Origin of the sequence: Mesorhizobium sp. WSM3879, assembly GCF_002294915.1 — a bacterium.
GTDB lineage: Bacteria > Pseudomonadota > Alphaproteobacteria > Rhizobiales > Rhizobiaceae > Mesorhizobium.
The window spans coordinates 526058-552518 of the sequence record NZ_NSFZ01000003.1 but is presented as its reverse complement, the minus strand read 5'-3'; the positions used below and the strand labels follow the sequence as shown (position 1 = coordinate 552518).

Annotated in this window: 19 protein-coding genes; 9 read left to right on the top strand and 10 right to left on the bottom strand. The window is 64.8% G+C overall.

The genetic code is table 11. The features are described from left to right. Nucleotides 1–51: 51 nt before the first annotated feature. Nucleotides 52–708: a fructose-6-phosphate aldolase gene (gene fsa / locus CK218_RS09380; RefSeq protein WP_095799713.1), complete on the top strand. Its 657-nt coding sequence runs from the start codon at nt 52–54 to the stop codon at nt 706–708. A gap of 92 nt (nt 709–800) precedes the next feature. Here fsa and lptE read toward each other — a convergent pair whose 3' ends face one another. Together lptE and leuS are read right to left on the bottom strand one after the other, a co-directional pair. Next, nucleotides 801–1382 (bottom strand): LPS assembly lipoprotein LptE, encoded by a 582-nt coding sequence (lptE, locus tag CK218_RS09375; protein ID WP_067001511.1) that lies wholly within the window; start codon nt 1380–1382, stop codon nt 801–803. Beyond that, entirely contained in the window at nt 1369–3996 is a 2628-nt protein-coding gene (gene leuS, locus CK218_RS09370; protein ID WP_095827496.1) for a leucine--tRNA ligase, read from the bottom strand. The genes lptE and leuS overlap by 14 nt, the downstream gene beginning before the upstream one ends. 147 nt (nt 3997–4143) lie before the next feature. Here leuS and CK218_RS09365 point away from each other — a divergent pair, with 147 nt between their 5' ends. Continuing rightward, entirely contained in the window at nt 4144–4806 is a 663-nt protein-coding gene (locus CK218_RS09365; protein WP_095827576.1) for a YggS family pyridoxal phosphate-dependent enzyme, read from the top strand. 164 nt (nt 4807–4970) lie between these two features. On the opposite strand, the gene CK218_RS09360 is transcribed toward CK218_RS09365, so the two are convergent. After that, nucleotides 4971–5243 (bottom strand): aspartate-semialdehyde dehydrogenase, encoded by a 273-nt coding sequence (locus tag CK218_RS09360; RefSeq protein WP_067001506.1) that lies wholly within the window; start codon nt 5241–5243, stop codon nt 4971–4973. A 304-nt stretch (nt 5244–5547) separates the two neighbouring features. Between CK218_RS09360 and acs the strand changes: the two genes are divergently transcribed. Both acs and CK218_RS09350 read left to right on the top strand, forming a co-directional pair. Then, entirely contained in the window at nt 5548–7503 is a 1956-nt protein-coding gene (acs, locus tag CK218_RS09355) for an acetate--CoA ligase (protein ID WP_095827495.1), read from the top strand. Beyond that, nucleotides 7503–8249 (top strand): MOSC N-terminal beta barrel domain-containing protein, encoded by a 747-nt coding sequence (locus tag CK218_RS09350; RefSeq protein ID WP_067324949.1) that lies wholly within the window; start codon nt 7503–7505, stop codon nt 8247–8249. Before acs ends, CK218_RS09350 begins: the two co-directional genes overlap by 1 nt. 11 nt (nt 8250–8260) lie before the next feature. Here the strand turns inward: CK218_RS09350 and CK218_RS09345 are convergent, their stop codons facing one another. From CK218_RS09345 to CK218_RS31375, 4 genes are all read right to left on the bottom strand, one after another. Next, nucleotides 8261–9529 carry a cyclopropane-fatty-acyl-phospholipid synthase family protein gene (locus CK218_RS09345; protein WP_067001498.1) on the bottom strand — a complete coding sequence of 423 codons (1269 nt, stop codon included), beginning with the start codon at nt 9527–9529 and terminating at the stop codon, nt 8261–8263. A gap of 408 nt (nt 9530–9937) precedes the next feature. After that, nucleotides 9938–11356: a pilus assembly protein gene (locus tag CK218_RS09340; protein ID WP_095827494.1), complete on the bottom strand. Its 1419-nt coding sequence runs from the start codon at nt 11354–11356 to the stop codon at nt 9938–9940. A gap of 302 nt (nt 11357–11658) precedes the next feature. After that, nucleotides 11659–12528 (bottom strand): transglutaminase family protein, encoded by an 870-nt coding sequence (locus tag CK218_RS09335; RefSeq protein WP_095827493.1) that lies wholly within the window; start codon nt 12526–12528, stop codon nt 11659–11661. Then, nucleotides 12528–12653, bottom strand: a complete 126-nt coding sequence (locus tag CK218_RS31375) for a hypothetical protein (RefSeq protein WP_278057108.1) — start codon at nt 12651–12653, stop codon at nt 12528–12530. The genes CK218_RS09335 and CK218_RS31375 overlap by 1 nt, the downstream gene beginning before the upstream one ends. Before the next feature lie 81 nt (nt 12654–12734). Between CK218_RS31375 and CK218_RS09330 the strand changes: the two genes are divergently transcribed. After that, on the top strand, nt 12735–13400 hold the full coding sequence (locus CK218_RS09330; RefSeq protein WP_095827492.1) for an HAD family hydrolase: 666 nt from the start codon (nt 12735–12737) through the stop codon (nt 13398–13400). 102 nt (nt 13401–13502) lie between these two features. Here CK218_RS09330 and CK218_RS09325 read toward each other — a convergent pair whose 3' ends face one another. Further along, a complete protein-coding gene (locus tag CK218_RS09325; RefSeq protein ID WP_067001484.1) occupies nt 13503–13721 on the bottom strand; it encodes a DUF1674 domain-containing protein in 219 nt (72 codons plus the stop codon). Nucleotides 13722–13826: 105 nt separating this feature from the next. On the opposite strand from CK218_RS09325, the gene htpX reads away from it, so the two are divergent. The 4 genes from htpX (at nt 13827) to purH (ending at nt 19802) form a co-directional block, all read left to right on the top strand. Beyond that, nucleotides 13827–14840, top strand: coding sequence for a zinc metalloprotease HtpX (gene htpX / locus CK218_RS09320; protein ID WP_095827491.1), 1014 nt, complete (start codon nt 13827–13829; stop codon nt 14838–14840). Further along, complete coding sequence (locus CK218_RS09315; RefSeq protein ID WP_245434954.1) at nt 14831–16216, top strand: RsmB/NOP family class I SAM-dependent RNA methyltransferase; 1386 nt, start codon at nt 14831–14833, stop codon at nt 16214–16216. The genes htpX and CK218_RS09315 overlap by 10 nt, the downstream gene beginning before the upstream one ends. Before the next feature lie 148 nt (nt 16217–16364). Continuing rightward, the gene (locus CK218_RS09310) at nt 16365–18089 is read left to right on the top strand and encodes a heparinase II/III family protein (protein ID WP_095827489.1); all 1725 of its coding nucleotides are present in this window, start codon (nt 16365–16367) and stop codon (nt 18087–18089) included. 96 nt (nt 18090–18185) lie between these two features. Then, nucleotides 18186–19802, top strand: a complete 1617-nt coding sequence (purH, locus tag CK218_RS09305; protein WP_095827488.1) for a bifunctional phosphoribosylaminoimidazolecarboxamide formyltransferase/IMP cyclohydrolase — start codon at nt 18186–18188, stop codon at nt 19800–19802. 130 nt (nt 19803–19932) lie between these two features. On the opposite strand, the gene CK218_RS09300 is transcribed toward purH, so the two are convergent. Together CK218_RS09300 and CK218_RS09295 are read right to left on the bottom strand one after the other, a co-directional pair. Then, entirely contained in the window at nt 19933–21309 is a 1377-nt protein-coding gene (locus CK218_RS09300) for an MFS transporter (RefSeq protein ID WP_067001474.1), read from the bottom strand. Between the two features lie 251 nt (nt 21310–21560). Beyond that, nucleotides 21561–26357 carry an NAD-glutamate dehydrogenase gene (locus CK218_RS09295; protein WP_095827487.1) on the bottom strand — a complete coding sequence of 1599 codons (4797 nt, stop codon included), beginning with the start codon at nt 26355–26357 and terminating at the stop codon, nt 21561–21563. Nucleotides 26358–26461 lie beyond the last annotated feature (104 nt).

Genomic DNA, 26461 nt, shown 5'->3' with positions numbered 1-26461 from the left:
GGACCCCCGCATCTGCCTGGCCGGCGTCAGGCAATCCCCAAGGAGACAGCCATGAAGTTTTTTGTCGATACCGCTGACATCAAGGAAATTAAGGAGCTGCACGATCTGGGGCTGCTCGATGGCGTCACCACCAACCCGTCGCTGATCCTGAAATCGGGCGGCAAGATCGCCGAGGTCACCAAGCAGATCTGCGACATTGTCGAAGGCCCGGTCTCGGCCGAGGTCGTCGCGACCGAGTACAAGGAGATGATGGCCGAGGCCGAGGTGCTGGCCAAGATCGCACCGAATGTGGCCATCAAGGTGCCGCTGACGCTGGATGGTCTGAAGGCCTGCAAGACGATCCGCACCGAGATGAACCGCATGGTCAACGTCACGCTCTGCTTCTCGGCCAACCAGGCGCTGCTTGCCGCCAAGGCCGGCGCCTCCTTCATCTCGCCCTTCGTCGGCCGCATCGACGACACCGGCTCGGACGGCATGGAGCTGATCTCGGAAATCCGCACCATCTACGACAATTACGATTTCAAGACCGAGATCCTGACCGCTTCCGTGCGTACGGTGAACCACGTCAAGCAGGCGGCTTTGATCGGCGCCGATATCGTGACCGCGCCGCCGGCGACGTTGAAGGCGCTGGTCAACCATCCGCTCACCGACAAGGGCCTCGCCGCCTTCCTCGCCGACTGGGCCAAGACCGGCCAGAAGATTGGCTGAGGCCGGAGAGCAGACAACAAAAGGCCGGGGGTAACCTGGCCTTTTTTATTGCCTCGAATAGGGGAATAGCGCGGCGGCGCCCAGAGACCAGCTCAGGCCTTCTTGCCATTCTTGGCCAGGTCCTGGGCGATCGCCAGCCTGAGCAGATCGGCGAGCTCGCGGGCGGCGCGGTTCTCGGCATCGATCTGCGCCCGGTAGGCCGCAAACTCCTGGCGCGGCCGGTCGAAGGAGGAAGGAATCGAGCGCTTGCCGAGCGCGACCACAGTGCCGGTCGCGGCGTCTCTGAGCACATAATTGGCGGTGAGGGTCACGGTGCCCGCCGTCGGCTCGTCCTCTTCGGTCTGCACCTGAACGATGGCCGCCGACTCGACAAGCTCGGTGACGCCGAGGTCGAGCGTATAGGCAGGCGATGCCGGCTCGCCCGAGCCCTGGCCGAAAGCGAAGATCAGATTGTTGCGCACCTGCTGTGCAGGGCGCGTGCTGACCGGCTTGATCGAGATCGAGGCCAACTCGGCGGCGGCCCCGACCTGCGAGCCGGCAGTGAGCGGCGCGCTGGAATAGAGCGGCCGCACCGTGCAGGCGGAGACCAGTGCCAGCGAGGCGACCAGGCCGCTGAGAGCAGCGCGGCGCAGCAAACGCGCCGCCTGTGACTTTTCCGGATCAGGCAACGACATTGACGATCCTCTGCGGGACGATGATCACCTTGCGCGGGGCTTTACCATCGAGCGCTTTCTGCACGAAGTCGAGAGCCAGCACCGCTTTTTCGACGGCACCTTGATCCGCGTCGCGGGCAATTGTCAAATCCCCGCGCTTCTTGCCGTTGACCTGCACCGGCAGCATGATCTCGTTGTCGACGACCAGGGCCGGATCGTAGGCAGGCCACGGCCGTTCGGCGACCATCTCGGTGCCGCCCAATGCCTCCCAGCATTCCTCGGCCAGATGCGGCATCACCGGCGCGATCACATGGACCAGGATCTCGACGGCCTCGCGGCAGGCGCCCTTCAGCGCCGCGTCAGCCTTGCCTTCGGCGACGTCGTTGAGCGGCACGGCCAGCGCATTGGCAAGCTCGTAGATGCGGGCGATAGCCCGGTTGAAGCCGAGCTTCTCGATGTCCTCGCCGATCGCCTTCAGGATCTTGTGCGCGGCCTTGGAAACGGCACCTGCCTCGCCTTCGCTCGCCGCGGCCGGCTTCACGTCGGCAAGCTGTTCGGCCGCGATCTGCACCAGGCGCCAGACGCGCTGCACGAAGCGATGCGCGCCGGCGGCACCTTCGTCGGTCCATTCGACGTCGCGCTCGGGCGGCGAATCCGACAGCATGAACCAGCGTGCGGTATCGGCTCCGTAGCCGTCGGTGATCTCCTCCGGACTCACTGTGTTCTTCTTCGATTTCGACATCTTCTCGAGCGCGCCGATCGTCGCTTCCTCGCCGGTCGCGATCTCGATGGCGCGGCGCTTGCCGCCGGCATCCTCGATCCTGACCTCGCTCGGCGACAGCCAGCGCCCATTTGTCGACGGACCGCCGACGCGGTAGGTCTCGTGCACCACCATGCCTTGCGTGAACAGGCCCTTGAACGGCTCGGCGAGGTTCAAATGGCCGGTCTCGCGCATGGCACGCGTGAAGAAGCGCGAATAGAGCAGATGCAGGATCGCGTGCTCGATGCCGCCGATATACTGGTCCACCGCCAGCCACTCGTCCGCCGCCTTCGGCTCGGTCGGCTCGTTCGCCCAGGGGGCGGTGAAGCGCGCGAAATACCACGACGAATCGACGAACGTATCCATCGTGTCGGTCTCGCGCCGCGCGTCGCGCCCGCATTGCGGGCATTTCACGTGACGCCATGTCGGATGCCGATCGAGCGGATTGCCCGGACGGTCGAACTCGATGTCGTCAGGCAGTTTCACCGGCAGATCGGCCTTCGGCACCGGCACCACGCCGCAGGCCTCGCAGTGGATCATCGGGATCGGGCAGCCCCAGTAGCGCTGGCGCGAGATGCCCCAATCGCGCAGGCGGAAATTCACCTTGCGCTCTGCCATCGGCCGGCCGCCGATCGTCCTCTGTTCGAGCAGCTTCGCCACCTCGTCGAACGCGCGCTGCGGCTTCATGCCGTCGAGGAAGCGCGAATTGATCATCACGCCGTCGTCGACATAGGCCTCCTCGATGATCTGGAAGCTTTTTGCGTCGCCGTCTTCCGGCATCACTACCGGGACTACCGGCAGGCCGTATTTGTTGGCGAAGTCGAGGTCGCGCTGATCGCCCGACGGGCAGCCGAAGATGGCGCCCGTGCCATACTCCATCAGCACGAAATTCGCGACGTAGACAGGCAGCGTCCAGCTGTCGTCGAAAGGATGGACGACGCGGATGCCGGTATCGAAACCCTTCTTTTCGGCCGTCTCAAGCGCCGCCACCGAGGTGCCCATATGGCGGACCTCGTCGATGAACTTGGCCAGCGCCGGATTGTTCTCGGCGGCTTGTTTGGCCAGCGGATGATCCGCCGCGACCGCCATGAAGGAGGCGCCGAAGATGGTGTCCGGCCTGGTCGTGTAGACTTCCAGCTCGTGCATGTCGCCAACAGGACCTGCGAGCGGCCAGCGGATCAGCAGCCCTTCGGAGCGGCCGATCCAGTTGTGCTGCATCAGCTTGACCTTCTCCGGCCATTCGTCGAGACGGCCGAGCGAATCCAGCAGGTCCTGCGCGAAATCGGTGATCTTGAAGAACCACTGCGTCAACTCGCGCTGCTCGACCAGCGCGCCCGAGCGCCAGCCGCGGCCGTCGATGACCTGCTCGTTGGCGAGCACCGTCATGTCTGCCGGGTCCCAGTTGACCTTGGAGGATTTGCGCGTCACCAGCCCCTTCTCGACGAAGTCGAGGAACAGCATCTGCTGGCGGTGATAGTAGTCGACGTCGCATGTGGCGAACTCCCGCGCCCAGTCGAGCGACAGGCCCATCATCTTGAGCTGCTCGCGCATGACGGCGATGTTTTCGTAGGTCCAGTCCTTGGGATGGACCTTGTTCTGCATCGCTGCGTTCTCGGCCGGCATGCCGAAGGCGTCCCAACCCATCGGGTGCAGCACGTTGAAGCCCTTGGCCCGCTTGTAGCGCGCGACGACGTCGCCCATCGTATAGTTGCGGGTGTGGCCGATATGGATCTTCCCTGAGGGATAAGGGAACATCTCGAGCACGTAGTATTTCGGCTTCGGGTCCTCGTTCCTGGCCTCGAACAGCTTCTTTTCGGCCCAGGCCTTCTGCCATTTGGGCTCTGACGTGCGCGGATTGTATCGTTCGGTTGCCATCAGATGTTTTTCACTTAAAAGCGGGTGCGCGGCGCTGGGCAAGGCCGGCAGCCGAGACAATGTCGTCGCGGTGTTCACCATGGATTGCCAGACCCGTCAACTGTGGCGATCCGGCGTTGGTGCTAAAACTATGGGCAGGATATGGACATTACGAGCCCCGTCGAACAGCTTCGCGCGGTCAAGGCGAAGATCGCAAGCGCCGAACGCGAGGCAAAGCGTGAGCCCGGCGCCGTCATGCTGGTCGCGGTCTCGAAGACCTTCGCGGCCGAAGATATCCGCCCGGTCATCGAGGCGGGCCAGCGTGTTTTCGGCGAGAACCGCGTGCAGGAAGCTCAAGGTAAATGGCCGGCGCTGAAAGCGGCGTTTCCCGACATCGAGCTGCACCTGATCGGGCCGCTGCAATCCAACAAGACGAAGGAAGCGGTGGCGCTTTTCGATGTCATCGAGACCGTCGATCGCGAGAAGATCGCCGCCGAGCTTGCCAAGGAGACCGCCAGGCAAGGCCTGGCGCCCAAACTCTATGTGCAGGTCAACACCGGCTCCGAGCCGCAGAAGGCCGGCATCGAGCCGCGCGACGCCGTCGCTTTCGTCAAACGCTGCCGCGAGGTGCACGGCCTCGCCATTGAGGGCCTCATGTGCATCCCGCCGGCGGACGAGAATCCCGGTCCGCATTTCGCGCTTTTGGAAAAGATCGCTGGCGAGGCCGGCGTCGCAATGCTCTCGATGGGAATGTCCGGCGATTACGAGACCGCGATCGCCTTCGGCGCGACCAGCGTCAGGCTGGGCTCGGCGATCTTCGGCAGTCGCTAAGCGCCTCGAGACGCTGGTAGCGATCTTGTTGCCGACCCCGACAATCGAACGATAACGCTTCCGCCGGCGCTTGAAACGAACCGGGCCGTTCCTACCAAGCCCGGGGATAACGAGTGATGGGCGTTTCCGCCAAACGTTCGACGTCCACAGAACCTCTGCGCCGCTCAGTGCAGCACGAACTCCCCGTCCACTTTCCGCCACTCGTTCGGCGCGATCAGCTTCTGGTGCGTGTACGTCACCGAATGCAGCGGGCCGTCGAGCTTGGTCTTCCAGAATTCGATGAAGCGGATCAGCACCGGAAACTCCGGCGCGATGTCGTAATCCTGCCAGATATAGCTTTGCAGCAGATGTGGATGGTCTGGGAAGTGATAAAGGATCTTGGCCGTGGTCAGCCCATAGCCGCTGAGCATCAAGTCCATTTCGAGATGATGGCGCATTGCCGTCCTCAGTTGATTCTCCTTTCCTCCCAACGCGAAACTCTGCGCCTCGTTGCTTAACCGTCTATTGATTTTCGCACATCAGACCCAAGTTTTCCATCGGAAAAACAGTCGGTTAGCAGCCCTAGGGCGAGAGTGCTGACAGGCGTTTGCACTTGCCCCTGCGTCATCCCGCCGCGCGAATCCAACGTCTAATATTGCCGTCACGGCGGAACTGTTAATAATGCCGCGAATTCACGGCTGCTTCGCCGTGATGCCGTCGGCACATCAAGCCGGCGGAACGGTTTCGGAGGAAAGCTAGAAAATGGCCGATGTCCATGTCCACCGCGTCCAGCCGGCGTGGAAGAAAAACGCGCTGATCGACAACGACACCTATCTCAAATGGTATGCCGACAGCGTGAAGAACCCGGACAAGTTTTGGGGCAAGCACGGCAAGCGCATCGACTGGTTCAAGCCCTTCACCAAGGTCAAGAACACTTCCTTCGACGGCAAGGTCTCGATCAAGTGGTTCGAGGACGGCCAGACCAACGTTTCCTACAACTGCATCGACCGGCATCTGAAGAAGCGCGGCAACCAGACCGCCATCATCTGGGAAGGCGACAACCCTTACGATGACAGGAAGATCACCTACAACGAGCTCTATGCGCATGTCTGCCGCTTCGCCAATGTGCTGAAGAAGCACGGCGTCAAGAAGGGCGACCGCGTCACCATCTACATGCCGATGATCCCGGAAACGGCTTACGCGATGCTTGCCTGCACGCGCATCGGGGCCATCCATTCGGTCGTCTTCGGCGGCTTCTCCCCGGACGCACTCGCCGGCCGCATCGACGACTGCAAGTCGACCATCGTCATCACCGCCGACGAGGGCTTGCGCGGCGGCAAGCCGATTGCGCTGAAGGACAACACCGACAAGGCCATCGACATCGCCGCCAAGGCCGGCACCAAGGTGGAAAAAGTGGTGGTGGTGCGACGCACCGGCGGCAAGACCGGCTGGGTGCCGGGCCGCGACGTCTGGTACCACGACGAGGCCGCGACCGTTAAGGCCGACTGCAAACCCGAGAAGATGAAGGCGGAGGACCCGCTGTTCATCCTCTACACATCGGGCTCGACCGGCAAGCCGAAAGGCGTGCTGCACACCACCGCCGGCTATCTCGTCTATGTTTCGATGACGCACCAGTATGTCTTCGATTACCATGACGGCGACATCTACTGGTGCACCGCCGATGTCGGCTGGGTCACCGGCCACAGCTACATCGTCTATGGCCCTTTGGCCAACGGCGCCACGACGCTGATGTTCGAGGGCGTGCCGAACTACCCGTCGCAGTCGCGCTTCTGGGAAGTCGTCGACAAGCACCAGGTCAACATCTTCTACACCGCGCCGACGGCGCTGCGCGCCCTGATGGGCGCCGGCGATTCCCATGTGAAGAAGACCTCGCGCAAGTCGCTGCGCGTGCTGGGCACGGTCGGCGAGCCGATCAATCCGGAAGCCTGGGAGTGGTATTTCAACGTCGTCGGCAACGCCAAGGTGCCGATCGTCGACACATGGTGGCAGACCGAGACCGGCGGCATCCTGATCACGCCGCTGCCGGGCGCCACCGACCTTAAGGCCGGCTCGGCGACACGGCCCTTCTTCGGCGTCAAGCCGCAGCTGGTCGATGGCGAAGGCAAGGTGCTGGAAGGCGCGGCCGACGGCAATCTCTGCATCACCGATTCCTGGCCCGGCCAGATGCGCACCGTCTATGGCGATCACGACCGTTTCGTGCAGACCTACTTCTCGGCCTACAAGGGCAAATACTTCACCGGCGACGGCTGCCGCCGTGACGCCGACGGCTACTACTGGATCACCGGCCGCGTCGACGACGTCATCAACGTTTCAGGCCACCGCATGGGCACGGCGGAAGTTGAATCTGCGCTGGTCAGCCACGACAAGGTCTCGGAAGCCGCCGTCGTCGGCTATCCGCACGATATCAAGGGTCAGGGAATCTACTGCTACGTCACGCTGATGTCCGGCACGACATCGAGCGAGGATCTGCGCAAGGAGCTTGTCGCCCATGTCCGCAAGGAGATCGGCGCCATCGCAACGCCCGACAAGATCCAGTTCGCGCCGGGCCTGCCCAAGACCCGTTCGGGCAAGATCATGCGGCGCATCCTGCGCAAGATCGCCGAGGACGATTACGGCGCGCTCGGCGACACCTCGACGCTCGCCGATCCCGCCGTGGTCGACGATCTCGTTGCCAACCGGCAGAATAAAAGGGCCTGATGAACGCGCAGGCCGCACTCGGCACCGTCAGCCAGCTATGGCGCTATCCGGCGAGCTCGCTCGCCGGCGAGCGGCTGGACGCCATCTCCGTTGGCACGTCGACTGTCGACGGCGACCGGCTGTTCGGCCTGGTCGATGCGTCGGATGGCGAGATCGCCAGGCCGGACCGCGGACCGAAATGGCACAAGGTGCCGCTGATCCGCACCCGGCTGACCGAAGACCGCCGGCTCGAAGTGGCCGTGCCCGGCGGCGACTGGCTGCCGGCGCCCGACCCGGAAAGCGACCGGGTTCTTTCCGGATTTCTTGGTTTCGACGCCTCGATCCGGCCTTACTTCCGCGAGCACGCGCCGGGCTATGCCGGCCCGCTCACGGCCGAGCGATACAGCAGGACGCCGATCCATCTGCTCACCACCGCCTCGCTGGCGCGGCTGAAGGCGCTGCATCCGCAAGGCGTGCCAGATTCGCGCCGCTTTCGCCCCAACATCGTCGTCGACATGGAGCCGGTGGAAGGCTCCTTCCCGGAGACGGAATGGCTCGGCCGCAAGCTCGCGATCGGCGATCTGCTGCTCACGATCTCCGAGCCCTGCCGCCGCTGCGGCTTCACCATCATCGCCCAGGACGGCTTCGACAACGACCCCGGCATCCTGCGCAACCTGGTCCGCTACAACGCCCACAATATCGGCGTTTATTGCACCGTCGACCGGCCGGCACGCGTCGAGATCGGCGCGGAAGTGCGGTTCGCCTGACCTGCCTGTCCCTACCGGTACAAATCCTCACGCGTCGGCGGCAGGCCGCTTGGTCCGCGCGCGCGCTTGGTGGCGACCGTCTGGAAAATCTGCGCCGAGGCGCGTTCGAAGGCGATCGAGCAGCCGGTGAGATAGAGCAGCCATAGCCGAGCTTTCGCCTCGCCGACCTCGGCGATCGCCTCGTCGAAGCGCGCATGGAGACGCTCGGCCCACAGCCGGCAGGTGCGCTGATAATGCTCGCGAAGGTTCTCGACATCATGGACGAGGAAGCCACGCGCCTCGAGATTGCCGAGCGTCATGCCGATCGTGTCGAGCTCTCCGCCTGGGAAGATGTATTTGATCAGCGCCTTGTATTCCGGGCCCTTGCGCAACGTCTTGCGGATGTCGCCCTTGCTGCGCCTGGTGATGGCGTGGTGCAGATAGACGCCGCCGGGCTTGAGCAGACGATGGACGGCCGAAAAGTAGGCGTCGTGATTGGCGATACCCAGATGCTCGAACATGCCGATGGACGATATCTTGTCGAACGCGCCGGAGAGCTCGGCGTAGGATTTGATCTCGATGGTGATGCGGTCCTCGAGACCCTCGGCGCGGATGCGCTCGCGGGCAAGCTGCGTCTGGGCCCGCGACAACGAGACGCCATGGCCGACGACGCCGTAATGCTTCGCCGCGTGGATCAGCATCGCGCCCCAGCCACAGCCGATATCGAGCAGCCTTTCGCCGGGCTTCAGCCTGAGCTTGCGGCAGATATGGTCCAGCTTGTCGACTTGCGCCTGGTCGATGCCGTTGGCGAAATCCTTGAAATACCCACAGCTATAGACCATGCGCTCGTCAAGGAAGAGCCGGTAGAAGGCATTCGAGATGTCGTAGTGATGCTGGATCGCTTCCTTGTTCGACCCGCTGACATAGGGGTTGCGGCCGGAGAGGTCGCTGCGCGCCGTCATCTGTTTTCGCGAGAACAGCACCACCGGCAGGTCGCGCAGGATCTCCAGCTTGGGCAATGATCTGAGCTTCGTCTTGAGCCTGCCCTGCGAGGGCACGGCGTAGAAGTCGAACAGCGTGCCCTCTTCGATGTCGACGGTCTTGGAAATCCACATCTCGACAAGCGTCGAGAAGGCAGGACGCCGCACCAGTTGCCAGACGATGTCCTGATCGTTGATGGCAAGCACCGGACCGCCGGCGGGCCCGATCCGCTCGCCGGTCCAAAGCCTGACCGCAAAACCCGGCTTCAACGTCTCGACGACCCTGCGTACGATCCGCGCGGCTCTGTCGGCGGCGTCCATTCCCACCTCCCAATAGGCGAACCCCGCCCTCGAGCGCCACTGTCGTCCACCGGCCCGTCGACCGCAATCCCGATCTGTTGCGCAAAAGCATCGCGCGAGGATGATCCTCACCCGATGCACGGCCATTCCGTAGCGTCATCTTGTGTTTTGCCGCGACGCACCCCATCATTTGGCTGTGTTCAACAAACCGAAAGGAGGTGATCCGATGTCGAGTGATTTCGTTTTCCATAACGTGAGCTCAGCGGATTGCACTTCCGGGAAGCAGTCTTCCCGTTAAGGCGCGAGACGCGCGGCAGGTGACCCGAAGGGGTCGCCGCCAGGAGCCGCGTCATGGACGGAAACACGGAAGGCCGCCTGCTTCGTCAAGAAGCGGCGGCCTTTTCCTTTTCTCGCGGCCTGCCCTGTGGGTCAGCGATTGATGGTGAGCTTCTCGATATTGCGGGTGATCTGATCGAAGGCATCTGACAGTTCGGCGCCCGTGGCGGCCTCGTAAAAATGCTTCAGCGACGACGTGTCGTCGGTCGCACAGTCCTTCAATACGGATCTCGCTTGATCCCTCTCCGTCGTCGTCATCGACGGATCGTTGAGATCGAAGCCGATGGTGAAAACCTCTATGCCGTCGTGCTTCATATTCTCGCAAATGGCTTCGGCATTGGCGCGCGATCTCCGGCCCTCGTCGTCGGACGCGGACGTGCCGCGCCCGCGGGCAAAGGCGGTGTTGAACTGGCCGTCCGTCATCAGGATGGCGATCTTTGCGACTTTCTTCGGATCGAAATTCGCCGGACCGGCGCCCAGGCGGGCATCGGCGATGGCCGAACGCCAGGACGGCGAAAGCATGTAATAGCCCCATTGCGCGGCAATGCCACCTGCCGTCACGCCTGCAGCTTGGAAATGACCGATGGCCGTGAGCAGCTTGTTCTGATCGGCCGTCAGCGGAACCAGCGCCGCGGATGGACACACTTTCATGCGGTAGTCGCGGTTGACCTTGGCCTGATAGGTCCTGCCATTGTTGTCCTGCCGCAGCGTATACGGGCCGTCGGACGAATAATCGGCATAGCCGTCCTTGTCCTTGCGCTCGGTGGCGCATTTGTCAGGCGCGGTCGTCACGGAAACGGCAAGGGGCGCATCGATCGGCGGCGGCAGCTTCGGTCCGGCCGACGTCTCGACGAAGACGGTGTCGGCGAGGCCGCCAGTGTTGACGGCCTCGGCATAGGGGACGATCGCCACCCGGACCCGAGGCTCGCTGCGATCCCGGTTCTGTCCCAGGAGATCCTTGACCGTCTGCGACGCGGCCGCCTGCAGGTCGCCGATCTTATTGGTCTTGGCGCGCTTGTTGGCCGCCATGGAGCCGGTGATGTCGAGCATCATCGCCACCTCGATCTTCTTGTCGGAATAGAGCGCGGTGGTCGAGGCGCCGACACGCTGCATATCGCCAACGCTGAACAGCGGAAAATAGAGGCCGAGATCGGCATGCGCATTCACCTGCACGGTCTTCGATGTCCTGTCGATGGTGAGCTTGTCGAGCACGATCTGGTCGGCCTGCAAGATGCCGGCCGCGCTGTTCGCGTCGAGAAATGCCTGTACCGACGCGTCGGCATCGGCTTCCTTGATGATGCCTAGGGTGAGATCGCGTGCCGTCGAGGTCACAGCGGCATCGACGACGCTCTGCAGACTCGATCTCGCATTGTAGACCTGCGCGATATTGACTGCGAATCCCACCCCCAGCGCCAGTACCGATGCGGCAGCCCCAAACAGAACCGCCAAATTGCCTCCGCGATCCCGCGCAAAGCCGTCCACCCCACGAACGAGACCTTTCAACTGCCGCATTCTCACCCCCGCCTGTTGCGGCTTCGGTGCCGCTCGACGGACGCGCTGCAGGATTTCGGCCAGACACGGCCACCCTTCTGTTCGAAGGCGCGGAGCGACAGGTTAACTCATTGTTTTTGCTGGAACACGGCAGACAGGAAGGTGAATGGCGGGTAAATGGAAACGCAATAGGGAAATGCCGTTCATAAAGCGCTTACCATGAGTGGCGGAGCGATTGCGGCCCTTCCCGCTTCGGCACAGCGCGCCCTGTGCCAAAGCGGGTCAGCGCTGGTGCTGGCGCCGCAGTGAAACAGCCGCCTGGCTTAGGCGAGCATCTGGGCGCTCGCGGTCCTGTCGATGCCGTGATGCGGCGGCTTGAACAGGTTGCCTTCCTGCTCATAGGTCCACACCTTGAACAGGGTAAGCCGATGCGGGCCGAAGCTGTGCAGCAGCGGCACGTCGGTGGCGTCGCGGCCGCGCGCGATCACGACGCGGCCGATCCTTGGACGATTGTGGCGCGGATCGAACGCGTACCATTTCCCGTCGAGGAACACTTCCATCCAGGCTGAGAAATCCATCGGCGCCGGATCGGCCGGCACGCCGATGTCGCCGAGATAGCCGTTCACATAGCGCGCTGGAATGTTCATCGCGCGGCAGAGCGCGATCGAAAGATGCGCGAAGTCGCGGCAAACGCCGACGCGCTCCTCATGCGCCTGCGCCGCCGTGCGGGTGGCGCGGGCATAGCCGTAGCCGAACGAAAGCCGGCTATGGACATAGTCGACGATCGCCTGCGCGCGCGCCCAGCCGGGCGGCAGGTGGCCGAACAGCTCCCAGGCGAGGTTGCTGAGGTGGTCGGTTTCGCAATAGCGGCTGCCGAGCAGGTAGACGAGCACCTCGTCCGGCAGCTCCGCCACCGGCATTTCGCGCGCCAGCGTGTTGATCTCGTCGGCCTCGCCGCTGTCCTCGACCACCCCATCAAAGAGGATGCGAAAACCGCCGGCCGGCGCCGTGAAGCGGCGGCAGATATTGCCATGGCTGTCGCGATAGGTGGTCGTCGGCACCGAAGGCGAGGTGAGAAAGCGCGTCTGCCGCTTGATGTCGGCATGGCGATCCGGGTGGATGTCGAGAAGCGCGATGATCGGCGTCGCGGCATCGCATTCGATGGCGATTTCGTAGCCGAGCCTGATCAGCATCACTTCCCCTTGTTGGTGGTCTTGCCCTTGTTGGTGGTCTTGCCCTTGTTGGTGGTCTTGCAAGACTGGTTGGAGAACGCCGCAATGAGGAGCGTTGTTCCGGCGGCGAGTCGAAATGCCGGCATGCGCCTTTGCAGGCTCCGCTTCGGAGGTTAGGATAGCGGTGCGTTTCGCGCTCCCCGAAAACGATTCCCCCAGGATATCCGATGTTCCCAGGCAGAAAGTTCGCCGCTTTCCTTTTCGACATGGACGGCACGGTCCTCAATTCGATCGCCGCGGCGGAACGCGTGTGGACCAAGTGGGCTCGCCGTCACGGCCTCGACGTCGCGAGCTTCCTGCCGACGATCCACGGCAAGCGCGCGATCGAGACCATCGCCGCGCTGAAGCTTCCCGGCGTCGATCCCGTCGTGGAAGCCGATGCGCTGCTCAAGGCCGAGGCGGCCGACCTCGAGGGCATCGTTCCGATTCCGGGTGCTGTGGCGTTTCTCAAGTCGCTGCCGCCGGAGCGCTGGGCGGTCGTCACCTCGGCGCCGCGGGAACTCGCGCTGCTGCGTATGGCGGCGGCCGGCATTCCGGTGCCGGCCATCATGGTCTCGGCCGAGGACGTCACCCGCGGCAAGCCGGCGCCCGACTGTTTTCTTTTGGCGGCAAAGCGTCTCGGCGTCGAGGCGCGCGATTGCCTCGTCTTCGAGGATGCCCCGGCCGGCATCGCCGCGGGCGAAGCCTCCGGCGCCTCGGTGATGGTGATCAGCGCCACGCATGTCCATCCGGTCGTGACGCAGCACGCCAGCATCGCCACCTACGATGCCCTCGGCGTCGCCACGGACGACAATGGCTGGATGATCATCGAGCCGCAGCGCGACGCGGCCTGACGTATGTCGCGGTGTGCAGCGGTTTTGCGAAGACGGCAGCACGAACAATGACTTAAAGTGCGTCGCCTGAATCCGCTTCAGCGCGACGCGCATCGAGTGTCATTAGAAATCGGTGGCCAGGCCCTTCACCTCCCAGTCGCCGTAGCGCCCGGGTTCCTTGCCGCCGCGTCCGCCGAGCTCTTTCGGCAGGCGGGCTTCCGCCTCGCGGTATGCCTTCCGCCGGGCTTCCGCTTCCGCCAATGCGCGCTGCGCCTCAAGCGTCAGCGTCCTTTGCGGCTTGTCGCCTTCGGCGGCTTCGGTTTTGTTGGGTTGTTCGGTCATGCGATGCTTCCTGCCGATTGAAACGGGGACCGGCCTTTCCCATCATATAGCCATGACAATGGCAGGATCGACCCCTATTCGCCACCACGCCAGACGGAAGAGACGATGAATACGCTTCGCACCGCCATGCTCCTTGCCGCGATGACCGCGCTGTTCATGGGCGTCGGCTTTCTGATCGGCGGCACCGGCGGCATGGTGATCGCCTTGCTGTTCGCCGCCGGCATGAACCTGTTCAGCTACTGGAATGCCGACAAGATGGTGCTGTCGATGAACCGCGCCATCGAGGTCGACGAGAGGAACGCTCCCGAATATTATGCGATCGTTGAGGCGCTGGCCAAGCAGGCGGGCCTGCCGATGCCGAAGACCTATCTGATCGACAGTCCGCAGCCGAACGCCTTCGCCACTGGCCGCAATCCCGAAAACGCCGCTGTGGCCGCATCGACCGGCCTGCTGGAGCGGCTCAGCCACGAAGAGGTAGCGGCGGTGATGGCGCATGAACTCGCCCATGTGCAGCATCGCGACACGCTCACCATGACGATTGTCGCCACGCTTGCCGGCGCGATCTCGATGCTCGGCAATTTCGCCTTCTTCTTCGGCGGCAGCCGCGAAAACAACAATCCGCTGGGCTTCGTCGGCGTGCTTGTCGCCATGCTCGTTGCGCCCTTTGCCGCCATGATCGTGCAAATGGCGGTGAGCCGCACCCGCGAATACGAGGCCGACCGGCGCGGCGCCGAAATTTGCGGAAATCCGTTGTGGCTCGCCTCGGCGCTCGACAAGATCGCGCGCGGCGCCGAGCGCATTCCCAATCCGGATGCCGAGCGCAATCCGGCGATGGCACATCTGTTCATCATCAATCCGTTGCACGGTGAGCGCATGGACAATCTGTTCTCGACCCACCCGAGCACAGAGAACCGCATCGCCGCCCTGCAGCAGATGGCGCGCGAGATGAGCGGTGCCGCCCAAGCCGCGCGGCGCGAAGCCCCTTCGCCAGGCCAGCCGGACGAGCCGCAGGCAGGGCCATGGAGCCAGCCGGCCGAGCCGGAGCGGCCGAAGCCCAATCCCTGGGGTCGCAACCCGACCGGCCCCCGCGGCGGAAGATCCAAAGGTCCGTGGTCGTGAGCGGAGCGAAGCGCCGACCGCAAACCCAAGGCAGAGGTGACGCAAGTGCGAGCGAAAGGGTCCCCGGCCTCGCGGCGCGCAAGGCGGCCGCCCGCCTGCTTGCCGCCGTCATCGATGCCCATACCCCGCTCGACGGCCTGACCGACAACGAGCACGGCCACCCGCAATACAAGGCGCTCGACCAACGCGACCGCGCATTGGTGCGCGCCATTCTGGTCACGGCGCTGCGCCACCGCATGACCATTGTCGGACTGCTGGCAAGGCGTCTGGAAAGGCCGTTGCCGGCAAACGCCACCGTGCTCTCGCACATCCTGCACGTGGCCGCCGCGCAGATCCTGTTTCTCGACATCCCCGACAGCGCCGCCGTCGACCTCGCGGTCAACCACGCCAAGTCCGACCCACGCACGCTGCGTTTCTCCGGTCTCGTCAACGGCGTGCTGCGCTCGCTGGCGCGTGCCAAGGGCGCCGAGCTGGCGCCGACGCTCGCCGCGACGACCGAGGCGCCCCAGTGGTTCGCAGACCGACTGGCCACAGCCTATGGCGCCGCCAGGGCGGAGGCCATTCTTGCCGCACATCGCCATGAGGCTCCGGTCGATTTCACCGTTAAAACCGACCCTTCGCTCTGGGCGGAGAAGCTGGGCGGCATCGTGCTGCCGACCGGCACCGTGCGCGTCGAGAAGCTGCAGACCGGCGTCACCGATCTGCCCGGCTTCGCCGAGGGCGCCTGGTGGGTGCAGGATGCGGCGGCAGCCCTGCCCGCGCGCCTTTTCGGCGCCATCGAGGGGCAACGCATCGCCGATCTTTGCGCCGCGCCCGGCGGCAAGACGGCCCAGCTGATCCTCGCCGGCGCGAACGTCACCGCCGTCGACAGTTCAAAGAACCGGCTGGCCAGGCTGGGTGAGAACCTAAAACGCCTCGGCCTTTCGGCCGAACTGGCGCACACCGACCTGCTCGACTACCGGCCGGCAGAGCCGTTCGACGCCGTGCTGCTCGACGCGCCCTGCTCCTCGACCGGCACCGTGCGCCGGCATCCCGACGTGCCGTGGACCAAAACCATGGCCGATGTCGAGAAGCTCGCCACGCTGCAGCGGCGCCTGCTCGCTCACGCCGTCACTCTCGTCAAACCGGGCGGACGGCTCGTCTTTTCCAATTGCTCGCTCGACCCGATCGAGGGCGATGAGCTCTATCGCGTCTTCCTTGCCGGAACTCGCGGCGTGATCGCCGATCCGATCCAAGCGGGTGAATTCGCCGGCCTCGATCCCTTCCTCACGCCCGATGGCACGCTGCGCACCACCCCCGCCGATTTGGTGCTGAATTCACCGGGGGTTTCGGGGCTCGACGGCTTCTTTGCCGCCCGGATGAGAAGGACGATTTAGGACGTTATTGCATAAATCTTGCCGACTTTTTTAGCGACGCCCAGGCCATGGCCGCGTGAAGAGGTTCACTTCGGCGAAATCCGCCTTCGCATAAGTTCTTGAATCATATAAGCTTGTGCTTAGGGGCTGACGACTATCAGGAGGGGTTTTGGCACTTGCTGCCGGCAGCACGACGCGTCTTTGGACGCTTGTCGCGAGGGAGTTCTGGCGCAAAACGCGCCGGCGCCTTCGTGCCGGTCCTATCTATCGCTGGCGTTATTCCGGCCGCACGCCCGAGCGCGTCCTCATCGCGCCGCCGGATCTGAGGCTCGCCGACCCGCAGATCGCGCTCGAAATCTACTATGGCCGCTATCCGCTGTCCGGCCACATGGTCGAGACCGGCGGCAAATCGCCTTTCCAGATCAATGTGCCCAACCGCGGCTGGCAAAAGTCGCTGCACGGCTTCCGCTGGCTGCGCCATATGCGCGCCGCAGGCACCGAACTCGCCGCCGCCAACGCTCGCGCCCTGGTCTCGGACTGGATCGTCATGCACGGCAACCAGATATCGGGCGTCGCCTGGGAGCCTGGCACGACAGCCAAGCGGGTGATTGCCTGGCTCCAGCATTCCTCGGTCGTGCTGCAAGGCGCTGAATTCCCGTTCTACCGCGCCTTCCTCAAATCGCTCGCCATGCAGATCCGCTATCTCAGATCGATGGCGCGCGAGATGCCGGACGGCAAGGACAGGCTGCGCGCTCGCATCGCGCTCGCCTTCTCCACCCTGTCGCTACCCGCGCCGGCCTCGGCGCTGCGCGCCGCCACGCGCAACCTGGCCGAGGAGCTCGACCACCAGATCCTGCCGGACGGCGGTCACATCTCGCGCAACCCGATGACGGTGCTGGAATTGCTGGCCGACCTTCTGCCGTTGCGCCAGACCTATGCCAACCAGGCCGAGGCGCCGCCGCCGGCGCTGATCAACGCCATCGACCGCATGCTGCCGGCGCTGCGCTTCTTCCGCCACCAGGACGGCAGCCTTGCCCGCTTCAACGGCATGGGCGCCACCATCCACGATCGCATCGCCACCATCCTGCGTCATGACGACACGGTCGGCGCGCCGCTGCTGCACGCGCCCCATTCCGGCTATGAGCGCCTGTCGATTGGCGGCGTCACGGTGATTGCCGACACCGGCCTGCCGCCGCCTGTCGACATCTCCAACGCGGCGCATGCCGGCTGCCTCGCCTTCGAGCTTTCTTCCGGGCGCCAGCATTTCATCGTCAACGCAGGCATCGATACCTATGGCGCCGCCGAATTCCGGCCGCTCGCCCGCGCCACCGCCGCGCATTCGACAGCCACCGTCAACGACACGTCCTCGGCGCGCTTCAGTCACTCGTTGCGGGTCAGCGACCTGCTCGGCTCGCCGCTGATCGGCGGCCCCCAGCACGTGCCCTGCAAGCGCATCGACCAGAAGGGTGTGCAGGGCTTTGTCGCGCGCCACGACGGCTATGCCGCGCGCTTCGGCTTGCTGCACGAGCGGGAGCTGAAGCTGGCGGAGAACGGCAATGTGCTGACCGGCCGCGACCGCTTCCTTCGCCCCGGAGGTGCGGCGATCCGCAACAATGGCCGCGACTTCGTCACCGTGCGCTTCCATATCCATCCCGACATCGGCCTGCTGCACGACGAGCAGGGCCGCCTGACCCTGGCGGCCTCCCAGGGCGACACCTGGGTGTTCACTTGTGCCGAAGTGGCGCCGGAAATCGAGGAATCGATCTATTTCGCCGGGCTCGGCGGACCGCGCCGCAGCCGGCAGATCTTGCTTGCCTTCAAGGCCTCGGAGATCGCCGAGGTGCACTGGCAGCTGACGCGCGTCGCCGTCGCCGGCTATCCCGAGAACAACTGATTCGCGGCCAAGGAACCCGAGTTGCGCGCTTGATTTCCGAGCCTCATATGCTACGGCCCGCGAACGTTCCCAACCAGCCTTGAAAGGCCGCCAGCCATGGCCGTCCCCGCCAAGAACATTCCGGCGCCCGACCTCGTTCCGATTCGCCGCGCGCTGCTTTCCGTTTTCGACAAGACCGGTTTGATCGACTTTGCCAAAGCCCTTGCCGCCGCCGGCGTCGAGCTGGTCTCCACCGGCGGCACCGCGAAGGAGATCGCCGGGGCCGGCCTGGCCGTACGCGATGTTTCGGAGCTGACCGGCTTTCCCGAGATCATGGACGGTCGCGTCAAGACCTTGCATCCCTCGGTGCATGGCGCCCTGCTCGGCGTGCGCGACGACCCCGAGCACGCGAAAGCGATGCACGACCACCACATCCAGCCGATCGACCTCGTCGTGTCCAACCTCTACCCGTTCGAGGAGGTCCGCCGCTCCGGCGCCGGCTACGCCTCGATCGTGGAAAACATCGACATCGGCGGCCCGGCAATGATCCGCGCCTCGGCCAAGAACCACGCCTATGTCGCCATCGTCACCGACCCTGCCGACTATGCATCGGTGCTCAACGCGCTCGAGATGAATCTCGGCTCGCTGTCGCTCGATTTCCGCAAGAAGCTGGCGGCGAAGGCCTTTGCCCGCACCGCGACCTACGATGCGGCGATCTCCGGCTGGTTTGCCGACACGCTCGAAATCGAGCATCCGACCTGGCGCGCCTTCGGCGGCGGTCTCGACCAGGTGATGCGCTATGGCGAGAACCCGCATCAGGGCGCCGGCTTCTATCTCTCCGGCGACAAGCGCCCGGGCGTCGCGACCGCCAGGCAGCTGCAGGGCAAGCAGCTTTCCTACAACAACATCAACGATACCGACGCCGCCTTCGAGCTGGTCGGTGAATTCGATCCGACCCGGTCAGCGGCGATAGCCATCATCAAGCACGCCAACCCGTGTGGTGTGGCCGAGGGCGCGACGCTGAAGGCGGCTTACGCAAAGGCGCTGGCCTGCGATCCGGTCTCGGCCTTTGGCGGCATCGTCGCCATGAACCGCATGCTCGACGTCGAGGCAGCGGAAGAGATCGTGAAGACCTTCACCGAGGTCATCATCGCGCCCGATGCCACCGACGAGGCCGCGGCGATCATAGCGGCGAAGAAGAACTTGCGCCTTCTGGTCACCGGCGGCCTGCCCGACCCGCGCGCCGCCGGCACGGTCGCCAAATCGGTCGCCGGCGGGCTGTTGGTGCAAAGCCGGGACAATGCGGTGGTCGACGACCTCGAGCTCAAGGTGGTGACGAAACGCGCGCCGACTCCGGCCGAGATGGCCGACCTTAAATTTGCCTTCCGCGTCGCCAAGCACGTCAAGTCGAATGCCATCGTCTACGTCAAGGACGGCTCGACCGTCGGCATCGGCGCCGGCCAGATGAGCCGCGTCGATTCCTCGCGCATCGCCGCCCGCAAGGCGCTCGACGCTGCCGAGGCGGCTGGCCTTGCCGAGCCGCTGACCAGGGGTTCGGTCGTCGCTTCCGACGCCTTCTTCCCCTTCGCCGACGGCCTGCTGTCGGCCATCGAGGCCGGCGCCACGGCAGTGATCCAGCCCGGCGGCTCGATGCGCGACGAGGACGTGATCGCCGCCGCCGACGAGCACGGCATCGCCATGGTGTTCACCGGGGTGCGGCACTTCAGGCATTGAGTGCCACTACCCTCCCCTCGATGGGGAGGGTCGGTGCGCTCGCCTGCGAGCGCACCGGGGCGGGGTGATGGCGCCGACCCCACCCCGCTCCGCTTCGCGGATCGACCCTCCCCACAAGGGGGAGGGTAAATCACTCCACCGGCTTGTCCGCCGGATATGGCGTCCTGACCAGGATTGCCATGCCGAGGCCGAGGAACAGCGCAATCACCGCCATGCCGAGCCGTGCCGAGCCGCTGGCCAGGGTGATCGTCGACACCAGGAACGGCGCCAGGAAGCTCGTTGCCCTGCCGGCCAGCGCGTAGATGCCGAAATAGCGGCCGGACTCGGCGGCCGTGACGCTGCGCGCCATGTAGGAGCGCGAGGAGGCCTGCACCGGCCCGAAGGCGAGCCCGATCAGCAGGCCGTAGAGGATGTAGGCCTTTTCGGCCGCGGTGCCGAAGAGGCCGCCGGAATCGGTGGTGGGCAGTTGTATTAGGCCGAGCAGCGTGAAGCCTGGCCCGGTCGACACGACGCCGATCGTAGCCAGCAAAAGCAGCATCAGCGCAAACATCACCACGGCCTTCGAGCCGAGCGCAGTGTCGAGGCGCGCGGCGATCCAGCAGCCGAAGATCGCGACGACGTTGAGGATGATGCCGAACATGCCGATCTCGGTGATCGACCAGTTGAACATGCCGGCGGCAAAGGTGCCGCCGAGCGCCAGGAGCGCGTTGACGCCGTCCTGATAGATCATGCGGGCGACGAGGAAGCGGAAGATGCCGACGCGCTTGCGCACCTCGAAGAGCGTGGACTTCAATTCCGACAGGCCCTCTCGCACCGCCGGGCCCATTGAAAGCCCTTTGATGGCGTCCGGCGTGAAGATGAACATCGGCAGGATGAACAGGAAGTACCATCCGGCCGACATCGGCCCGGTGAAGCGCGCGTCCTCGCCGAGCTTAGGATCGAGCCCGAACAGCGGGTCGAGGCCGATGATCGTCTTGCCCGTTTCCAGATTGCCGGCCAGGAACAGCACCACGAAGATCAAGGCCACCATGCCGCCGAGATAGCCGAGCCCCCAGGCGATGTTGGAGATCTTGCCGATATCCTCCTTGGGCACCAGGCGCGGCATCATGGAATCGTTGAAGACGGTGGAGAATTCCGCGGCCACGGAGGCGAGCGAGAAGAGCAGCACGATCAGGAACAGGCTGGAGCCGGGCGCGGCGAACCAAAGCAGCGTAAGGCTGACGATCTTGACCGCCGCGAAGGAGGCGATCCATGGCTTGCGCGGCCCGGTCTGGTCGGCAATCGAGCCGAGCACCGGCGAAAGCACCGCGATGACGAGACCCGCGGCAGCGATGCCGTAACCCCAGGCCGCCTGCCCGGTTGTGGGGTCGCTCGCCATGCGCGAGACGAAGTATGGCCCGAAGATGAAGGTGGTGACGACGGTGAAGAAAGGTTGCGCCGCCCAGTCGAAGAACATCCAGCCCCAGATGCCGCGCCCCGTTGCCCGCTGCACTGCTACTTCGGCCATGTCCCCTCCGGCATCGTCCGCTCGCCCCGCGATCCGCGCATGTCTGCATGTTTTCGGGCGGCGATGCAAATGAACAAGCACGGCGCCGCCGCTCAGTGGCTTGCGCGTTTCCACTCCGCGTCAGCGGGAACAAGAGCGCCGGCCGCGACCTCTTCCTTCTGGGGAGATCGGGCCTCAGGTCCGGATGGAGGTCGGCGCTGCCTCCCGCCCCGCTGCTTCGCAGCGACCCTCCCCGCAAGGGGCGGGTAAACCTACATCCCCGTCAGGTCGCTCATCAGGCCGGACGCCACTGACAGCCGAGACACGGTGATGTCGCCGCCTTCGGTCAGCACCTGCAGCCTCTCGCGGATTCGCCCGACCTGCTCGCCGCCGGCTTCCAGCCAGGCCGCCACCGGATCCGCCGCCTTGCCGTGGCCGGTAAGCGCCGCCACCGCGATGCCGCGCCTTGCGGCGCCGATCGTGTCGGTCGCGCGCGACAGCGCCAGCTGGTCGTAATAGTCCGGCGGCATGATCGAGCGCGCGGCCTCCTCGACGCGTGGAATGCGAAAAGCGTCGCTGACGGCGAAGAAGGCCCTGGCGGCGCTGACGATATCGGCATTGGCCGTGCGTGCGGTGAGCGCGATGTCCGGGATCAGGTCGCTCACCTCGGCCAGCGCCAGCTTTTCGGCAAGTTTGTCGGGCGCGCCGCCCTCAGTCAGGTCGTGCCGCCGCGCCTCGATCCGCTCGCGCGAGAAGGCCGGCAGCAGCGAGATGAGCTTTGGCTCCAAAGCCTTGCGCGCTTCCTGCAAGTCGGCGATGCGCTGGCCGAGCGGCGCCGAGGAGAGGTCGTTCTTCAGGTACCAGCCGCTGGTCATGAAGATGAGCCGGCTGACTGCCTGGTAGAGATCGAGCTGCGTCTGGCCGTCGATCTGGTTGTCGAGGGCATCGATCTCCTTGTAGAGCCAAGGCAGCGCGAAACCGTCGCGCACCAGGGCGAAAGTGCGCACGACGGCGCCCGCGGTGCGGCCCGTCGCTTCCTGCAGCCGGTTGACGAAGGACGGCCCACCGCGGTTGACGAGATCGTTGGCGACGACGCGCGCGATGATCTCGCGCCGCAGCCGGTGGGCACGGATCTCGCCGGCGAATTTCTTCGCCATCCGCTCCGGGAAATAGCCCATCAGATCGCGGTCGAAATGCGGATCGTCCGGCACGTCGCTGGCGACGATGTCGGAGAAGAGCACGATCTTGGCATAGGCAAGCAGCACGCCGAGCTCGGCCCTGGTCAACGGCTCGCCGCGAGCCTCGCGCTCGGCAAGCGCCGCCGGCGAAGGCAGCGTCTCGACGGCGCGGTCGAGCAGGCCGCGCGCTTCGAGCGCCGTCATGAAGCGCGCCTGGTGCGCGATGTCGGCCAGTCCGCGCTTGCGCGCCAGCGACAGCGCCAGCGTCTGCTGGTAGTTGTTGGAAAGCACCAGCGTGCTCACCTCGTCGGTCATCTCGGCAAGCAGCTTGTTGCGCACCGGCCGCGCCAGCGAGCCTTTGCGCATGGCCGACGCCAGCGCGATCTTGATGTTGACCTCGACGTCCGAGCAGTTGACGCCGCCCGAATTGTCAATGGCGTCGGAATTGCAGCGGCCGCCCTTCATTCCGAACTCGATTCGCGCCCGCTGCGTGACGCCAAGATTGGCGCCCTCGCCGATGACCTTGGCGCGCACGTCGAGCGCGGTGACGCGGATGGCGTCGTTGGCGCGGTCGCCGACATCGGCATTGGTCTCGCCGGAGCCCCGGACATAGGTGCCGATGCCGCCGAACCACAAAAGATCGACGGGCGCCTTGAGGATGGCGTTCATGATCTCGACCGGCGTTGCCGTGGTCTTGGCGAGGCCGATCGCGGCGGCCGCCGCCTGCGGCAGCGTTATCGACTTCAGGCTGCGCGAGACGATGACGCCGCCCTCCGACAGCTTTGACTTGTCATAGTCCTGCCACGACGAGCGCGGCAGCGCGAACATGCGCTGGCGCTCGGCCAGCGAGGCCGCCATGTCCGGGTCGGGGTCGATGAAGATGTCGCGGTGGTCGAAGGCGGCGATCAGCTTGGTTGCCGGTGACAGGAGCATGCCGTTGCCAAACACGTCGCCCGACATGTCGCCGACGCCGACGACCGTGAAGGGCTCGGTCTGGATGTCGCGGTTCATCTCGCGGAAATGCCGCTTCACCGCTTCCCAGGCGCCCTTGGCGGTGATGCCCATCTTCTTGTGGTCGTAGCCGGCCGAGCCGCCGCTGGCGAAGGCGTCGTCCAGCCAGAAATTGTGCGTCTCGGAAATGGCGTTGGCCGTATCGGAGAAGGTCGCCGTGCCCTTGTCGGCGGCAACGACGAAATAGGGATCGTCCTGGTCGCGCCGCACCACGCCGGCCGGCGGAATGATGCCGTCGACACCGATATTGTCGGTGATCGAAAGCAGGCTGGAGACGAAATTCTTGTAGGCCAAAGTGCCGGCCTCGAAGATGGCGTCGCGGCCGGCGCTCATCGGCAGTTTCTTCGGATAGAAGCCGCCCTTCGCGCCGACCGGCACGATGACCGCGTTCTTGACCTGCTGCGCCTTGACCAGACCCAGTACCTCGGTGCGGTAGTCCTGGGCGCGGTCAGACCAGCGCAGGCCGCCACGCGCCACCGGGCCGAAGCGCAGGTGCACGCCCTCGACCTCCGAGCCGTAGACGAAGATCTCGCGCCAGGGCCGCGGCGCCGGCAATCCGTCGACCGCCTGCGAATCCAGCTTGATCGCCAGCGACTGTCCTTTGTCTTTCGTATCGGTAACGAAATGATTGGTGCGCAGCGAGGCTTCGATCAGGTTGAGGTAACGACGGATGATGGTGTCGTCGTCGATGTTGGGCACCTCTTCCAGCGCGTCCTTGATCTTGGCCTTGAGGTGCTTGGCGGCGACCACGCCCTCGGTCTCGGCCGTCGGGCCAAGGCGGGCAACGAACAGCTGATGCAGGCCGCGCGCGATCTCCGGATAGCGGTTGAGCGCGGCGGCGATGAAATCCTGGCTCTGCGGGATACCGGCCTGCTGCAAATAGCGGCCGTAGGCGCGCAGGATCGTGATTTCGCCCGACCAGAGACCCGCGGTCTGGGCAAGGCCGTTATAGCCGTCGTTGTCGACGTCGCCGCGCCAGACCGACAGGAAGGCATCCTCGAACAGCGCGCCGTCGCCGAGGTCGATCGGCTTGCCGTAGCTGTTCTCCAGCTCCATGTCGTGGATGAACACCATGCCGGAGGCTTCGTCGCCGACCTCGAAGGTGCGCTCGCTGATGACGCGGAAGCCGATATTCTCCAGCACCGGCACGCGCCGCGACAGCGCCACCGGACTGCCGTGGTGATAGATCTTCAGCGCCGCCTGGTGCGGCTTCTGGTCGGCATGGCGGTAATAGTCGATGGCGATCGGATTGGCCGCATCGATCCTGGCGATGCGACCTGCGTCGGCCAGCGCCACGGCCGGCGAGAACGAATCGCGATAGCTTTCCGAAAAGCGCGAGGCAATGGCCGTGAGCGTTGCATCGGCGCCCGATTCCGACACTGCTTCGCGCAGCGCATCGTCCCAGGTGCGCACGATGTCGCGGATCGCTGCCTCGATCGTTGCTGGCTCGACCTTTGGCGTCTTGCCGCCGGAACGGCCGATGATGAAATGCACACGCGCCAGCCCGCCTTCCGGGAAGGCCGGATAATATGCCGACAGCCGGCCCTGGAATACCGTCTTCAGGTAGGTGCCGATCTTCTCGCGCACGACGCTGTCGTAGCGGTCGCGCGGCACGAAGACGAGAATCGAGACGAACCGGTCGAACTGGTCGACCCGCACCAGCGCCCTGACGCGCGGCCGTTCGATCAGCCCCAGGATGGCTTCGGCGTGCTTCCTGAGGATCGGCACCGGAACCTGGAACAGCTCGTCGCGCGGATAGCTCTCCAGCACGTTGATCAGCGCCTTGCCGGAATGGTCATGTGGATTGAAGCCGGACTTGGCGATGACCGTCTCGGCCTTCGAGCGCAGATAGGGGATCTTCATCACCGAACGCGTGTAGGCGGTCGAGGTGAACAGGCCGACGATGCGCAGCTCGCCTGAAAGCACGCCCTTGGCGGTGTAGGTTTTGACCCCGATATAGTCGAGATAGATGCGCCGGTGCACCAGGGACTTGGCATTGGCCTTGGTGACGATCAGCGGTTCCGGCCCATGCAGGAAGGCGCGGATTTCCGGCGTTGTCGACACCGCCTCGGTGCCGCGCCTGAGAACCAGGACGTCGGGATCCGCGAGGATGCCGAGGCCGGGTTTGTCGGCGCGCTCCAGCATGCCGCTCTTCTCGCCGCCGGTGTAGTTGAACTCGCGCATGCCAAGGAAGGTGAAATTGTCGTCTCGCAGCCATTCGAGGAAGGCGATCGCCTCGGTGACATGCGCCTTGTCGAGCGGCACCGGCGCGTAGCGGAATTCCGAGATGGCCTGATCGAGCCGGGCAAGCATCGGCTTCCAATCGGCGACGGCGGCGCGCACCTGGTCCAGCAGCTTCTTCAGGCGGCCGGCCAGGGCTTCGGCCTGATCGGCCGAAAGGCGGCCGATATGGACGTGGACGACGCTCAGCCGGTCATGGCTGGTTTCGCCCTTGACGGAGCCGCCGTCACCGAGGATCTCCTCGATGCCGCTCTTGCCGTGCCGGACGACGATGACGGGATGGGTGACCAAAAGCGGCTCGCCGGCGCTCTCGGTGATCTCGCCGAGGATGGAATCGAACAGGAACGGCATGTTGTCGTTGACGACGGTGATGACCGTCATCGGCCGGCCCTGGCGCGTCACGCCGGAATCCACGTCTATGGCAATGATGCAATCGCCCTTTCTGTGCCTGGCGACCGCCCGGCCGGCGAGATCGGCGGCGCGTTCGAGGTCGGCGACGTCATAGGCGGCGATGTCTTCGGCCGGCGTGCGGGCGAGGAGATAGTCGGCGAGCCTGCCGGGCTTTTCGCCTGCCCTTGCCGCGCCTCCTTTTGCCGTGCTGGTCTTTTTCGGCTGGCTTGCGGTTTTCAGGCTGGCCATGATGTGAAGTCCCTCCCGTCACATGCTTTTGGGTCTATGGTAGCAGATGAGCGCTATTTGGCGACAAAGGTTTGACGACGCTTTAAGAAAATCGAACCGACGCT

Excerpts from the sequence above, each read along its gene's own strand:
- fsa (WP_095799713.1), top strand. The coding sequence starts at position 52 with ATGAAGTTTTTTGTCGATACCGCTGACATCAAGGAAATTAAGGAGCTG.
- lptE (WP_067001511.1), bottom strand. The coding sequence starts at position 1,382 with ATGTCGTTGCCTGATCCGGAAAAGTCACAGGCGGCGCGTTTGCTGCGC.
- leuS (WP_095827496.1), bottom strand. The coding sequence starts at position 3,996 with ATGGCAACCGAACGATACAATCCGCGCACGTCAGAGCCCAAATGGCAG.
- CK218_RS09360 (WP_067001506.1), bottom strand. The coding sequence starts at position 5,243 with ATGCGCCATCATCTCGAAATGGACTTGATGCTCAGCGGCTATGGGCTG.
- acs (WP_095827495.1), top strand. The coding sequence starts at position 5,548 with ATGGCCGATGTCCATGTCCACCGCGTCCAGCCGGCGTGGAAGAAAAAC.
- CK218_RS09350 (WP_067324949.1), top strand. The coding sequence starts at position 7,503 with ATGAACGCGCAGGCCGCACTCGGCACCGTCAGCCAGCTATGGCGCTAT.
- CK218_RS09345 (WP_067001498.1), bottom strand. The coding sequence starts at position 9,529 with ATGGACGCCGCCGACAGAGCCGCGCGGATCGTACGCAGGGTCGTCGAG.
- CK218_RS09340 (WP_095827494.1), bottom strand. The coding sequence starts at position 11,356 with ATGCGGCAGTTGAAAGGTCTCGTTCGTGGGGTGGACGGCTTTGCGCGG.
- CK218_RS09335 (WP_095827493.1), bottom strand. The coding sequence starts at position 12,528 with ATGCTGATCAGGCTCGGCTACGAAATCGCCATCGAATGCGATGCCGCG.
- CK218_RS31375 (WP_278057108.1), bottom strand. The coding sequence starts at position 12,653 with ATGCCGGCATTTCGACTCGCCGCCGGAACAACGCTCCTCATTGCGGCG.
- CK218_RS09330 (WP_095827492.1), top strand. The coding sequence starts at position 12,735 with ATGTTCCCAGGCAGAAAGTTCGCCGCTTTCCTTTTCGACATGGACGGC.
- CK218_RS09325 (WP_067001484.1), bottom strand. The coding sequence starts at position 13,721 with ATGACCGAACAACCCAACAAAACCGAAGCCGCCGAAGGCGACAAGCCG.
- htpX (WP_095827491.1), top strand. The coding sequence starts at position 13,827 with ATGAATACGCTTCGCACCGCCATGCTCCTTGCCGCGATGACCGCGCTG.
- purH (WP_095827488.1), top strand. The coding sequence starts at position 18,186 with ATGGCCGTCCCCGCCAAGAACATTCCGGCGCCCGACCTCGTTCCGATT.
- CK218_RS09300 (WP_067001474.1), bottom strand. The coding sequence starts at position 21,309 with ATGGCCGAAGTAGCAGTGCAGCGGGCAACGGGGCGCGGCATCTGGGGC.
- CK218_RS09295 (WP_095827487.1), bottom strand. The coding sequence starts at position 26,357 with ATGGCCAGCCTGAAAACCGCAAGCCAGCCGAAAAAGACCAGCACGGCA.